Annotated in this window: 14 protein-coding genes; 7 read left to right on the top strand and 7 right to left on the bottom strand. The window is 64.2% G+C overall.

The window, feature by feature from the left end:
• Window positions 1-162: 162 nt before the first annotated feature.
• Window positions 163-951, bottom strand: coding sequence for an NAD(P)/FAD-dependent oxidoreductase (locus GS429_RS14775; RefSeq protein WP_160066129.1), 789 nt, complete (start codon window positions 949-951; stop codon window positions 163-165).
• Between the two features lie 186 nt (window positions 952-1,137).
• Between GS429_RS14775 and GS429_RS14770 the strand changes: the two genes are divergently transcribed.
• Complete coding sequence (locus GS429_RS14770; RefSeq protein ID WP_328821417.1) at window positions 1,138-1,659, top strand: SRPBCC family protein; 522 nt, start codon at window positions 1,138-1,140, stop codon at window positions 1,657-1,659.
• Between the two features lie 100 nt (window positions 1,660-1,759).
• Here GS429_RS14770 and GS429_RS14765 read toward each other — a convergent pair whose 3' ends face one another.
• Window positions 1,760-2,827, bottom strand: coding sequence for a M42 family metallopeptidase (locus GS429_RS14765; protein ID WP_160066127.1), 1,068 nt, complete (start codon window positions 2,825-2,827; stop codon window positions 1,760-1,762).
• A gap of 175 nt (window positions 2,828-3,002) precedes the next feature.
• On the opposite strand from GS429_RS14765, the gene GS429_RS14760 reads away from it, so the two are divergent.
• Entirely contained in the window at window positions 3,003-4,169 is a 1,167-nt protein-coding gene (locus tag GS429_RS14760; RefSeq protein ID WP_160066126.1) for a thiolase domain-containing protein, read from the top strand.
• Window positions 4,169-4,585 (top strand): Zn-ribbon domain-containing OB-fold protein, encoded by a 417-nt coding sequence (locus tag GS429_RS14755; RefSeq protein WP_160066125.1) that lies wholly within the window; start codon window positions 4,169-4,171, stop codon window positions 4,583-4,585. Before GS429_RS14760 ends, GS429_RS14755 begins: the two co-directional genes overlap by 1 nt.
• A 94-nt stretch (window positions 4,586-4,679) precedes the next feature.
• Here GS429_RS14755 and GS429_RS14750 read toward each other — a convergent pair whose 3' ends face one another.
• Window positions 4,680-4,859, bottom strand: a complete 180-nt coding sequence (locus GS429_RS14750) for a hypothetical protein (RefSeq protein WP_160066124.1) — start codon at window positions 4,857-4,859, stop codon at window positions 4,680-4,682.
• Between the two features lie 360 nt (window positions 4,860-5,219).
• On the opposite strand from GS429_RS14750, the gene GS429_RS14745 reads away from it, so the two are divergent.
• Window positions 5,220-5,651: a universal stress protein gene (locus GS429_RS14745; RefSeq protein ID WP_160066123.1), complete on the top strand. Its 432-nt coding sequence runs from the start codon at window positions 5,220-5,222 to the stop codon at window positions 5,649-5,651.
• A 119-nt stretch (window positions 5,652-5,770) separates the two neighbouring features.
• On the opposite strand, the gene GS429_RS14740 is transcribed toward GS429_RS14745, so the two are convergent.
• The 3 genes from GS429_RS14740 to GS429_RS14730 all read right to left on the bottom strand — a co-directional run bounded on the left by GS429_RS14740 (window position 5,771) and on the right by GS429_RS14730 (window position 8,311).
• Window positions 5,771-6,715, bottom strand: a complete 945-nt coding sequence (locus GS429_RS14740; protein WP_160066122.1) for an alpha/beta fold hydrolase — start codon at window positions 6,713-6,715, stop codon at window positions 5,771-5,773.
• Between the two features lie 94 nt (window positions 6,716-6,809).
• On the bottom strand, window positions 6,810-7,898 hold the full coding sequence (gene meaB / locus GS429_RS14735; RefSeq protein ID WP_160066121.1) for a methylmalonyl Co-A mutase-associated GTPase MeaB: 1,089 nt from the start codon (window positions 7,896-7,898) through the stop codon (window positions 6,810-6,812).
• Complete coding sequence (locus GS429_RS14730) at window positions 7,895-8,311, bottom strand: cobalamin B12-binding domain-containing protein (protein WP_160066120.1); 417 nt, start codon at window positions 8,309-8,311, stop codon at window positions 7,895-7,897. The genes meaB and GS429_RS14730 overlap by 4 nt, the downstream gene beginning before the upstream one ends.
• 317 nt (window positions 8,312-8,628) lie before the next feature.
• Between GS429_RS14730 and GS429_RS14725 the strand changes: the two genes are divergently transcribed.
• Together GS429_RS14725 and GS429_RS14720 are read left to right on the top strand one after the other, a co-directional pair.
• On the top strand, window positions 8,629-9,300 hold the full coding sequence (locus GS429_RS14725; RefSeq protein WP_328821416.1) for an HD domain-containing protein: 672 nt from the start codon (window positions 8,629-8,631) through the stop codon (window positions 9,298-9,300).
• Between the two features lie 263 nt (window positions 9,301-9,563).
• The gene (locus GS429_RS14720) at window positions 9,564-10,937 is read left to right on the top strand and encodes a DUF7544 domain-containing protein (RefSeq protein ID WP_160066119.1); all 1,374 of its coding nucleotides are present in this window, start codon (window positions 9,564-9,566) and stop codon (window positions 10,935-10,937) included.
• Between the two features lie 64 nt (window positions 10,938-11,001).
• Here the strand turns inward: GS429_RS14720 and GS429_RS14715 are convergent, their stop codons facing one another.
• Window positions 11,002-11,679 (bottom strand): LysE family translocator, encoded by a 678-nt coding sequence (locus GS429_RS14715; protein WP_328821415.1) that lies wholly within the window; start codon window positions 11,677-11,679, stop codon window positions 11,002-11,004.
• Between the two features lie 155 nt (window positions 11,680-11,834).
• On the opposite strand from GS429_RS14715, the gene GS429_RS14710 reads away from it, so the two are divergent.
• Window positions 11,835-12,503, top strand: a complete 669-nt coding sequence (locus GS429_RS14710) for an O-methyltransferase (protein ID WP_160066118.1) — start codon at window positions 11,835-11,837, stop codon at window positions 12,501-12,503.
• Window positions 12,504-12,937: the final 434 nt, after the last annotated feature.

Raw genomic sequence — 12,937 nt, 5'->3', positions numbered from 1 at the left:
TCGCCGAGTCGTCAGCAGCAATGAGATGATCTCACGGGCTCACGCTGTGCCGGCTGTCGAGACCTCGGGGTAAACACATACGCTGTAACTATGTACCGCCGATCACCAGGGACGGGGTCGGTAATCGGCTTCACGTCGTTCAGTCCAACAGTATAAACCGTATCAGTCCTCGTCGCGCTCGACGCTCGGATGCATCGTCGGCCGCTCCTCGAGCGGTTCCTCGAACGCCTCGAGCATCCGTTTCCGGGCCCGCTCGTCGCGCTCGCGTCGCTCCTCCTCGGTGATCTCCTCACAGCCCGGCGGCACCTCGCGACCGCGGCCGGTGAAGTAGCCCTCGGGGACGACCCAGTCGTGATAGAAGTTGGCGTCCGAGTCGTGGACGACCGCGAGGCCGACCTTCGCGCCGTGGCCGGCCGCGACGATCGTCTGGTGTGGCTCGTTCGCGATTCGGCCCGCGGCGTACACGCCGTCGACGGCCGTCCGTCCCGCATCGTCGACCGCGACATAGTGTTTGCTCCCGCGCTGGGTGCGGCCCACGTCTAACGGGACGAGGTACTCGCTGTCGGACCACGACGCCGCGATCACGCGTCGCGCCTCAAGCGGGTCCCCGCCTTCGGTTTCCAGGACGAATCCGTCCTCGAGATCCGTCTTTCCGACGGTCTCGCCGGCGTCTCGCGATTCCGACGGAATCGCGCTGTCGATCGGCTCGACGCTCGTGACGCGGCCGAGTTCGAATGTGGCGCCCGCGTTTCGGGCCTGCTCGCGCGACAGTTGCAGGTACCGGCGGGCGTCGATCCCGTTCGGAAATCCGGGGTAGTTCTCGAGGCTGGCGTTGCGCGCGAGGATGGATTCTCCGCCGTCGACTACGAGGGTATCCAGTCCCGCGCGTGCGGTGAAGATCGATGCGGCGAGTCCGGCGACGCCGCCGCCGACAATACAGACGTCTCGCATGGGTCGTCCTTACCCGCACCGACTATCAAAGGTTCCTACTCGCGTCCGAGCGGCCACGCGGGCGGCTGATCGATATCGGCGATAGCTCGATCACCTGATCGCGGGGTCGCGGGGCCGCGTCCAGCCGTGTCCGTCGCTCCGATGGCAATCCTTACTTTCGGTCCGACCGTAGGCACGGCCAGACTCGTGGACAAAATCCTTCTCAGTACGCTCGCCTACCGCTCCCCCGAGGAGGTCTTTCCGTACGTGCGGTCGTTTACCGACTATCCGCGGTATACGGACCACCTCAAGGAGGTTCGAGTGCACGGCGACGGCGATGCGGGCTCCGTCTACGACCTCGAGTTGGCCTGGTGGAAACTCAGCTACACCGCCCGCTCGCAGGTAACGGGTATCACCCCGCCGAACTCCCTCGAGTGGCACCTGGTCAACAACCTCGACGCTCGGGGCGAATGGCGCGTCGAGGCCGAACCCGAGTCGGCACCCGCGGACGTGGAGACGGCGAGTCGGATTTACTTCGAGGCGGTGTACGATCCCCACTCGGCCGACGAGAACGCGCTCTCGTTGCCCCGGTTCGTGTCGCTTGATTGGGTCGTCAAGAAAGTCGAGCCGAAACTCCTCGACGAGGCGGAGGCGGTCGTCGAACGCCTGGTCGCGGACATCGAAGGGCGGAAACGAGAGATCGAATTGACGGTTCACGAGATGCCGTGACCGTCGGGTTCGTGTCACCGTCGCCGCCGTTGTCGTACCTGTTTTCGCCGTCGCAGCTATCGTCGCCGTCGTTATCGCCGTCGCAGCTATCGTCGCCCTTCTAGAGCGTATACTCCCGGTCGCCGGTCTCGCTCGCGAGGAACGCCTCGAGCAGGTCGGTCGTCGCCGCGATGTCGTCGACGTGGGCCGTCTCGGTGACGGTGTGGAGATACCGCGTCGGGATCGAGATCGCGCCGACGGGCTTCGCGCCGGCCGAGAACTGGAAGCCGGCGGTGTCGGTGCCGCCGGCCGGAAGGATCTCGTGCTGGTAGTCGATGTCTTCGTCCTCGGCGACGGCCTGCAGCCGTTTGTGGACCTTCGGGTTCGTGATCACGCTCCCGTCTTTGAGCTTGATCGCCGTTCCCTCGCCGAGTTCGGTAACGCGCTCGCCGGCATCGAAGCCGGGTACGTCGTTGGCGACGGTGACGTCGAGAGCGATCGCGAGGTCCGGATCGACGTCCACGCCGAGCGCGCGAGCGCCGCGCAGGCCCACCTCTTCCTGGACCGTGGCACAGAAGTGCACCGTCACGTCGGGCTCCTCGAGCCGGCGGGCGGCCTCGAGCATCGCGAACAGGCAAACGCGGTCGTCGAGGGCCTTCCCGGTGACCGTCTCGCCGACGCGTTCGGTGGTCTGGTCCATCGTTACGAGGTCGCCGGGCGAGACCTGCTCCTCGAGGTCCTCGTAGGGGAGGCCGGTATCGACGGCGACGTCCTCGACTTTCGGCGTCTTCTCGCGCTCCTCCTCGCTCAGGGTGTGTGGCGGCGGCGAGCCGATGACGCCCGGCAGGTCGCCGTCGTCGGTGTGGATGGTTACGCGCTGGGCCTTGAGGACGCGAGCGTCCCAACCACCGAGCGCGTCGAGTTCGACGAAACCGAAGCCGTCCTCGTCGCCCGTGACGTGGCTGACCATGAAGCCGATTTCGTCCATGTGCGCCGCGACGGCGATGGAGTACTCCGAGTCTCCGTCGAGAGTCCCGACGACGTTACCCATCGCATCGGTTCGGATGCGGTCGACGCTGTCCTCGAACTCGTCGATGACGAGGTCGCGAACGCGGTCCTCGTAGCCGGGGACGCCGCTCGTCTCGGTCAGTTCCGCCAGGAGATCGAAATCGATCGAAGCTGTTGCCATGGTTGCCCCTGTGTATGTTTTGCTCATAAACCCGATGGTAACCGTTTTGCTCATAAACCCGATGGTAACCGTCGTTCATTTCCGAGAACGGTCTCGCCGCACGTACAGTCCGGTTCGTGAAGGTGTTTCGACAGTAACCGCGGAGTATTAACGGGATGACCTACTAGACGTGCGTATGAGTAACGTGCGTGTCGCAGGTGTCGGTCTGACTCCGTTCGGGAACACCCCCGAGCGGACGAGTCGGGATCTCTTCGCAGAAGCGAGCATCGCAGCCTTCGAGGACAGCGGCGTTTCTCGAGACGACGTGGAGGCGCTTCTCTACGGGAACTTCATGGGTGAACTGTCGGAACATCAGGGCCACCACGGCCCCCTGATGGCCGAAGCCGCGGGCGTCCGGGCACCGGCGACTCGGTACGAGTCCGCGTGCGCCTCGAGCGGCACGGCCGTCCGCGACGCGGTTTTTCGAATCCGCAACGGCGAGGCCGACGTGATCCTCGTCGGCGGCGCAGAGCGGATGACCAATCTCGGCACCGCGGGCGCGACGGAAGCGCTCGCCATCGCCGCAGACGACCTCTGGGAGGTGCGCGCCGGAATGACGTTCCCGGGTGCCTACGCGCTGATGGCCCAGGCCTACTTCGAGGAGTACGGCGGCGAACACGAGGATCTGGCCAACGTCGCCGTCAAAAACCACGAGAACGCGCTGAACAACGACAAGGCCCAGTACCAGAGCGCGATCGAGGTCAGCGACGTCCTCGAGGCCCCGCAGGTTTCCAGCCCGCTCGGACTGTACGACTCCTGTCCGATCTCCGATGGTGCCGCCGCGGTCGTGCTGACGAGCGACGAGTACGCCGAGGAACACGGCCTCGAGGCCCCGGTTTCGATCACCGGAACCGGCCAGGGCGGCGATCGCATGGCCCTCCACGACCGGGAGTACCTCGCCCGCTCGCCCGCGGCCCGCGAAGCGGGTGACGAGGCCTACGCCGACGCCGGCGTCGACGCGGCCGACGTCGACCTCGCGGAGGTCCACGACTGCTTTACGATCGCCGAAGTGCTCGCGATCGAATCGCTCGACCTCTTCCCGGTCGGGGAAGGGATTTCGGCGGCCCGGGAGGGACGGACAACCGCAGACGGCGAGTTGCCGATCAACCTCTCCGGCGGCCTGAAAGCCAAGGGGCATCCGGTGGGTGCGACCGGTGCCTCTCAGATCGCCGAGGTCGCCAAACTGCTCTCCGGGGACCATCCCAACAGCACGTTCGTCGACGACGCGACGACCGGCGTCGCCCACAACGCGGGTGGCACCGTCGCCAGTGCAACGGTACACGTTCTGGAGGTGGATCACTAATGAGCGACAACACCGACGCCGAGTCCGAAGCCGAAACCCGAACCCAAGACGCCGGGTTCGACGACTGGATCGACGCCGCAGCCGAGGACGACGCGTACTACCTCGAGTGTCCGAACGGACACGGATCGCTGCCGCCGCGACGGGTCTGCCCCGACTGCGGCGAGACCGACCTCGAGGAGGCCCCGCTTCCGGAGACGGGCGAGATTCAGACGTTCACCGTCACCCACGTTCCGACGCCGGCCTTCGAGGAGGACGCGCCGTACGCGACGGCGATCGCGAACTTCGGTCCCGTGCGAATCACGGGCCAGGTCGTCGGCGTCGATCCCGAAACCGTCGAGAACGGTCTCGAGGTCGAGATCGAGATCACGGTCTCAGAGACGACGGGCGAGCGCGTGCTCGGATTCAGGCCGGTCTAAGGCCTCGAGCGATTCGGTTTTTGATGGTGTTTTCCGGTCGCCAGCAGACGGTTCAGGTGCAAACGCTCGTACTGCGCGGCGTTGGAAACGCGACTCACTGCTCGTCGGAGACGGCCGCCTCGATCCGATAGAGAACGTTGAGAATCAACAGCAACACGACCGCGATGACGGCGAGAAGCAGGGTCTCGAAAGCGATGCCGTAGAGCAGGATCGCAACCGTTCCGAGAGCGAGAAAGACGGGTCTCCAGTGGACCGTCGTTACATCTTCGGTCATCGTATCGTACGAGAACGAATGGTCAACATATAAATATTCGGCCACGTCCGTCACCGACGGACGAAACGTGCCGAACTGTCGTTCGAATCCGGACGACGGCAAAGACGCCCGAGCTACCGGTCGGCCGGAATAGTGGTTGTCCCGATTGGAGTTCGGGAACGTCCAGTTCCGACTCGAGGCCGCGAACCAAGAGTGAAGTAGCTACTGAGTGGTACCGGTTCTCTGACCGGGGGACAGCTGTCCAATCGGTATATAATTTGTCTCGGTTGGCTCTATAAGGGTGGATAGAGTCACGACATCATTCTTACTGGGTGGGTTTCGGCGAGCGATAATTACCAGTCCGCTGATACGGTCCAGTAAATGTACGAACTGCTGGTCCCCGTCGACCTCGACGAACGACGAGCGTTGAGCCAGGCACAGTGGGTTGCCTCGCTGCCGAACGCCGAGGAGTCCGTCGCCGCAACGATCCTCTTCGTGTTCGAATCGGACACGCTCGAAGAGATCCCTGAAGCGGTCAAGCAACAAACTCCGTCGAAACAGTTCGTCGATTCGGTCAGAACCGCATTCCGGTATCTCGACGATCGAGGTATCGACGTCGATGTCGTCGATCGCCGATTCGAGCCGGCCGAGACGATTTGGCGGGAAGCTCACGGGCGAGGCGTACAAACGATCGTCCTCGGCGGACGAAAGCAATCCCCGGTCGGCGAACACGCCTTCGGAAGCGTCACGCAACAACTCATGCTCAAATCGGACATCCCGGTCGTCGTTACGGGATCGCCGGACTCGAGGTAGCGAACGCAGACGACCAGTACGCAGCTCGGTACAACGCATACGGGCCGTTATGTCGAGTGACCGATAAACCACGGCGGCCGTGGGTGCGGTACACCGGCACTGACGTACTGGAGCCCGTATCAGTCGTCCGCGTTGGTGTCGGCGTGTAACAGTTCCGCGGTCAGGTACTCGACGAACTTGTCCGGATGTTCGGCGTGGGGCAACTGCGTCGCGTAATCGATGACGACGAGATCGACGTCTGCGGCCTCGGCGAGGCTCCGGCCGTCGCGCAGCGGAACGAGTTCGGCGTCCCTGCCCCAGACGAGCGTGGTCGGCGTCTCGAGGGCGGCCAGTTCCGTCTGGAGATCGAAGTCGGGATCGAGCGACCCGGCGCTGAACGAGGCGGGCGCGTAGCGAGCGCCGGGCTGGTGGGCGCTCCGCCAGGCGTACTCGACCTCGGCGTCGTCGATCCGATCGGCGTCGTAGTAGCCGTCCCGCTGATAGAAGTACCGCAGCGAGGGTTTGCTCGCGAGCAGGTTGAACAGCGTCGTGCCGACGACGGGCGTCCGAAGGAGGGTCCGAACCCACGGCCGTTCGTCAGTCGTTTCGTCGGTCGGACAGATCAGGAGAAGTTCCCCGATATCAGCCTCGTCGGCGGCCTCGACGGCGAAGGAACCGGTCAGCGACGAGGCGACGACGACCGGCTCGTCCGTGACATCGGTCGCGAAATCGCGGATGAACTCGGCGTAGAGAGTCGCCGAGTAGACCAGCGGCGGCCGTTCCGAGCGGCCGAACCCGGGGAGATCGACGGCGTACACGTGGTAGTCCTCGGCCAGTCGCTCGACGACCGGTTCGAACTCGTGGCTGCTCGCTCCCGCGTGAATGCCGTGGAGCAAGAGCATGTCCGGATCGTTCGGATTGCCGGCGACGGTGTAGGTCGTCTCGATGCCGCGCCAGCGATACGTCCGCTCGATGCCGACGAGCGGGTTGTCGAACTCGCTCGCACGCTTTTTCAGGAACCGATTACCGAGGACGGCTGCGCCGACGGTTCCGACCGCTGCACCGAGGACTGTCCGGGCTTTCATAGCCGTCCGTATGGCGTCGACGGCCTTAGACCTCCGGTTGGCATTCAGAAACTGCTAGTTGCGCGCTTGCGCCCCGAGGCCGGACCGGTCGGACTCAGTCGTCGCGCTCGCGGTCGACCTCGAGTTCGCCGACGCAGGCTTCGATCGGTTCCAGCAACTCGGTGGCGATGGAGTAGGGATCGGTCTCCCCTCGACGAACGTCGTCCGCGAGGTCGTCGATTCCGCCGGCGGCCTCGAGTTCGTCCTCGAGCATGCCGTGGACGTCCTCGCGCAGGAGCGTCCGAATCTCTTCGGCGTAGCGCTGGCGGACCTGTTGTGCGTGCGTGCCGGAATCGACGAGGTACGTTCGATGGGCCGCGAGTTCGTCGATGAACGTCTCGACGCCGGTGCCCTTCGTGGCGACGGTCTCGACGATCGGCGGTTTCCAGCCGGATTCCTCGTCCGCGTCCTCGGTCTCGCCGTCCCAGTCGTCGTGGGCGTCGATGACTTCCTGGCTGTGGTGGCCGCCACCGCCACTGCCGCTGAGGCCGCCGCCGTCCCCGAGGTGGATCATCTCCTGGAGTTCCTGGACGGTCCGATCGGCCCCGTCGCGGTCGGCCTTGTTGACCACGAAGACGTCCGCGATCTCGAGGATACCGGCTTTCAGCGTCTGGATGTCGTCGCCCGAGCCGGGCGGGACGAGCACGGCGACCGTGTCCGCGGTGCGGACGATATCGATCTCGTTCTGGCCGGCGCCGACGGTCTCGATGATAATCTTGTCCTTGCCGAAGGCGTCCATCGCCTTGACGGCGTCCGCGGTCGCGGTCGAGAGGCCGCCGAGCGTGCCGCGGGCGCTCATCGACCGGACGAAAACGTCCATATCGCCGACCGTCGAGGCCATCCGGATCCGGTCGCCGAGGACGGCCCCGCCGGTAAACGGCGAGGAGGGATCGATCGCGATGACCCCGACCGTCTCGCCCCGATCGCGGTAGGTCTCAGCGAGTTTGTCGACCAGCGTCGACTTCCCCGCGCCGGGACTCCCCGTGATCCCCACGACGTCGGCGTCGCCGGTGTGGGCGTACAGCGCCGAGACGAGATCCCGGTAGCCGGGCGAGCGGTTCTCGATCTTCGAGATGACTCGAGCCAGCGCGCGGTGTTCGCCCGCGAGCAGGTCCTCGAGGAGGGCTTCGTCGTCGGCGTTCATCGCTCGGGTGCGTTCTCGCGGACGAACTCGATCGTCTCCTCGATCGACGTGCCGGGGCCGAAGACCGCCGAGACGCCTTCGTCCATGAGTTCGTCGCGGTCCTCGTCTGGAATGACGCCGCCGACGAGGACGAGCGTGTCGTCTTTCGCGCCGTACTCCTCGAGTCCGTCCATGATCTTCGGGACGAGCGTATCGTGGGCCCCCGAGAGGATGGAGATGCCGAGGACGTCGACGTCCTCCTGGACGGCAGCCTGGACGATTTCTTCGGGTGCTTTGTGCAGTCCGGAGTAGATGACTTCGAAGCCGGCGTCGCGGAACGCCCGCGCGATGACGTGTGCCCCGCGGTCGTGGCCGTCGAGTCCGACTTTGGCGACGAGACACCGAATCGACTCCTGTTCCTGTTCGCTGCTCATACTCCCCTTTCCCCGGCCGCCTGTTTGACTTTAACGGAAATTCAGGGGAGTTCGGCGGCCGGTTCGTGACCTCGAGTCATCGAACGATTGAATCGGTGGGGTCCGCTCGAGTTACGAGTGGGCGGATGAAATCGGTCGGAGGCCCCGTACACTGGGTCGAAACGACCATCGTCCGTCGATCATTACCCCGTCCAGGATCGGTTCGGCCTCCGTGAGTATCACACCGAAACGGAACTGATCTGAACCAAAGGCTAAAGAGCGAAACGACCTAACATTCAGCTAATGACTATCGTTCGTTTACTGCGGAGGGATCTTTCGTGGGCGTCGAGATAAAAGAGACCAGGGTGACCGACGCCGAGTTCGAGGAGATGAAAGGGTTCGTCTTCGAGTATCTCTCGGCTAGCGTCGAGAAAGAAGAGGAGGGTGGACGGATGCGCTGGTACCCCTGGCATTCCGCCGAGTACCGGCACAACCACATCCTCAACGTGGTCGAACTCGCCGAAGAAATCGCCCGGAAAGAGGGCGCAGACGCCGACGTCACCCGTGTCGCCGCGCTCTTTCACGACGTCGCGAAACTCGAGACCGATCAGGAACTCCACGCCGAGGCCGGCGCTCGCGTCGCCCGCGAGTACCTGTCCTCCCGCGCGGAGTACCCCGAATCGTTCATCGAACAGGTGTGTCGCGCGATCGAACACCACTCCTACCAGGGCGACCTGACCGATCTCGCCCTCGAAACCCAGTGTCTCATCGAGGCCGACCTGCTCGACAAGGTCGGCGCCAACGGTACCGCCCTCATGCTGTTACGGATGGGGTACGAAGCCCGAACGCACATGGACTCCGACGAGATGGTCGAGCGCGTGCTCGAGCGCGGCTACGACGCCGCCTCGCGGGTCCAGAGCGACACCGCCGAAGGCATCGCTCATCAGCGCCTGAAACGGGTGAAGTGGTTCCGCGAGTGGCTCGAGGACGAAATCGCGGCGATGGGGTAATCCAACCCAACCCGCGGCGCTATTTTCGGCGGTGCTCTCAGTTACCGAGAGGAGTAGCTGTTTCGTTCTCGTAGTGTCGCCACGCGTTCGTTCGAGTCGCTTCCCGCTCTCCGATCCGCTGGTGACCGTCCCCGATTCGCTGATAGCTGTGCATACATCCGTCAGGATCGACGTGGCAGCCGCTGTCGGTCGCGTCGCGTAAGTCTCGGGGGTCGAATCGTATACAAAACTACTTATCAATGGACTATCGTTTCATCAGTAATATGTATGCGATCGATACCCTGACTGATTCTCTCGCGGTGACGAAACGTTATCTCGGTTCACTGGGCGTTGGCGGCTGGCTAAAAGTCGCACTGATCGTGTTCTTCATCGGCGGCATCGGTCTCCCGACGTACTTTTTCAACATCCCGTTCGAGGCGATAGGACCCCTTCTCGACGATCCGGACGCGCTGCTGGTCGTCCTGCTCATCGGCGCAGCGGGGCTCGCCGTCTACGGTGTCTTCAGATACCTCGCCGCGGTTCTCGAGTTCATCTTCGTCGAGTCGTTGCGCTCCGAAGCGATCCACCTCCGTCGGTACGCCCGCGCGAACCTCGGCCGCGCCCTGTGGCTGCTGTTGTTCCGGGCGGTCCTGTGGATCGGACTGATCGTCGCAATCGGACTCCTCGTCGCGGCCGCGTTCGTCCTGGGCGACGTCACCGACCCGGCCGAACTGTCGTCCGAAGCGGCCGCCGCTCTCGTTCTCTCCGGACTCGGCGTGTTCGTCGGCTGGCTCGCGGTCTACACGCTGACGACGGCGTTCGTCGTCCCGATCATGCTCCACCAGGACCGCGGCCCGATCGGCGCGTGGCGACGGTTCGCACCCGTGCTGGTCTCGAACTGGAGCGGACTGCTCGCGTACCTCCTAGTCGCCTGGTCGCTCGGGTTCGCGTTCTGGATGATGTTCGCGATCGTCAGTTTCGTCGTCAGCATCTTCGGCCTCATCCTGTTCGTCCTCGTAACCGTCCTGCTCGGACAGATCCATTCCAGCCTCGCGGTCGTTTCCATCGGCCTGTTTCTCCTCGCGTATCTGGCCTATCAGTACGTTATCGCGGTGTTCGAGACGCCGCTCCGAAGCTACGTCCGCTACTACGCGCTGTTGCTCCTCGGGGACACCGACGAGGCGCTCGATCTCATCCCGGACCAGCGCGCGGCGGTCCGCTCCGACGGCGGTTCGACGACCAGCGCAGAACGCTCCGCCGATCACGGCCAGCGGGAGACGGCCGACTGGGGTGCCGTCGGGTCCGCTCGAGGCGTCGATACCGAAAACAGCGACGCAGCATCGCTCGAGCGGCCGGCCGAGGACAGCCCGGTCTGGGAGGGGCCGCCCATCTGGGACGATCTGGACGAGCGGGTCGAGGGCGACGAGCGATCCCACTCGAGCGAGTCGGCGTGGGGGTCGGGCGGTGACGACTCGAGTTCGTGGCTCGATTCCGATACTGTGCGTGACGGTGAGGCGACGGCGGGCGACGACGCGGACGCGAACCGAGCGGACGCCGATTCGGCGTCGGAGAACACGGAAAGCGGAGATATTGATTCGGCGTCGAAGGACGCGGATCCCGGAAACGAGGACCAAGGCGGAGATCGAAGCCGAGACTGAACCGAAACCGAAACTGCAACCGAGCCGTCGTTCCCACCGCGGGATCTCCTTCGTGAACTCCTGGTCAGACGAATCGGAGCGTTCCGACGGCCAGAAAGAGCAGCCCGAACCCGGCCAACACGGCGGCGCTCAGCGCCGCGACGGTGGGAGCGAAGGCGTCGACGCGGCGGCCCGCCGCGACCAGCGCTGCGGGGTAGGCGACGATCCAGACCGCGATGCCGCCGAAGAAGCCGAGCAGCAGCGACGGCGACCCGGTCTGGACGATCAGTGCCCCCTCGAGCGCCCCGCCCGCACCGGGGACATACGAAAGCACGTCGAGGGTTCCCGCCTCGAGCAGGCCGACGCCGACCGTGAGCCAGAACCCGATCTGGTAGGGGTTGGTCAGCGAGAGGGCGAACGTTTTGCGAAACCCCTTCGAAGCGCCGCGAGAGCCGTCGGTAAACGACGTGGCGGCCCGCGCTTCTTCGACGGCACCGACGGCGAAGTACAGCATGAGCAGTCCGCCGACGAGGTAGAGGACGGGACGAACGGCGGGATAGCGGTCGATTACGGCGACGACGCCGGCCAGCGCGAGCACGAAGAAGACGACGTCCGCGAGCATCGCACCGAGCCCCGCCCGAAAGCCCGCGTTCCAGCCGCGGACGACGCTCTCCTCGGCGATGATGGCGTTCATCGGTCCCGGTGGCGCGGCGAGGGCGATGCCGAAGACGATACCCGCGAGCGCCGTTGCGATGGCGGTCACTGATTCTCGCTCTCGAATCGGTCCGCAGTCGTGAAAAGCCCAGCGGGTTCGGCGGCGTCGCGTCGTCGTTCGATGAGCGGAACGTGTTCCAAGTGATCGTCGGAACCCGATCGGCCGACGCCGACTTTGATATGCGTGCCGCCGTAGGTTCGGATATGGTCGACGTTCTCTCAGACGAGATCACGCGTTTCGTTCGTGCGGTCGGACCGTCCCCCGACGAGACGCTGCGCGAGATGGACGAGTTCGCCGAGGCGGAGGGGTTTCCCCACGTCGGTCCCGAGGTCGGCGCGTTCCTCCGCTTTGTCGCCCGGATGAGCGACGCCGAGCGGATCTTCGAGTTCGGGTCGGGCTATGGCTACTCGGCGTACTGGATGGCCGAGGCGCTCCCCGACGACGGCGAAATCGTGCTCACCGAGGTCGACGAGGACGAACTCAAGCTGGCCCGCGAGTACATGCCCCGGGGCGGGTACGACGACCTCGCCCGGTACGAACTGGGGGACGCCATGGAAACGATCGAGACCGACGACGGCCCCTTCGACGTGGTGTTGATCGACCACCAGAAACACCGCTACGCCGACGCGTTCGAGGCCGTTCGACAGCAGGTGCCGGTCGGCGGCGTCGTCGTCGCGGACAACGCGATCACCGCGGGTCCAATCGAGTTCGAGAAACTACTGGAACTGGCCGAAGGCGGCAGTCCAGACGACCTGAACGAGCACACGCAGGGGATCGCCGACTACCTCGAGCGTGTCAGCGATGACCCCGACTTCGAGACAATCCTCCTGCCGCTCGGCGAGGGGATCGCGGTGAGCTATCGGATTCAGTAACCGACGACGGAGCCGTTTCGATTCTCGAGGATCGTTACCGCGTCGAGTCCGAGAACCCACTCTTGAGGATCTGCTCTTTGGGGACGTCGGTGCCTGTCGACGTGTCCTATTCGAGAAATGTGATGGTATTATTTGGTTATTTTTGCAGTTATACTATATCGGCTCTATATAAAATAGAAGTTTTTAAATGATGAGTTATATATCAATTCATTATGCAGAGAAGAAAACTGCTACAATCAGTAGGGATCGGAGCGGCAAATATAGGGATGATCGGCGGCGTTTCCGCAACTAACGGGTCCCGTCCCAAAGTCGTCTAGAGTTCGCCTCTGGTAGCTTCAGTTGACACCTCGATTGTGATGGCTGTTTTGGCTGAGCGCTCGAGCAGTTCGTCGGCGAACGCCGCGAACTGCTCGGGATCGGCATACTGTACCAGA

Source organism: Natronorubrum halalkaliphilum, from assembly GCF_009834785.1.
In the GTDB taxonomy this organism is placed as follows: Archaea; Halobacteriota; Halobacteria; order Halobacteriales; family Natrialbaceae; genus Natronorubrum; species Natronorubrum halalkaliphilum.
This window is presented reverse-complemented; position numbering and strand designations above follow the sequence as displayed.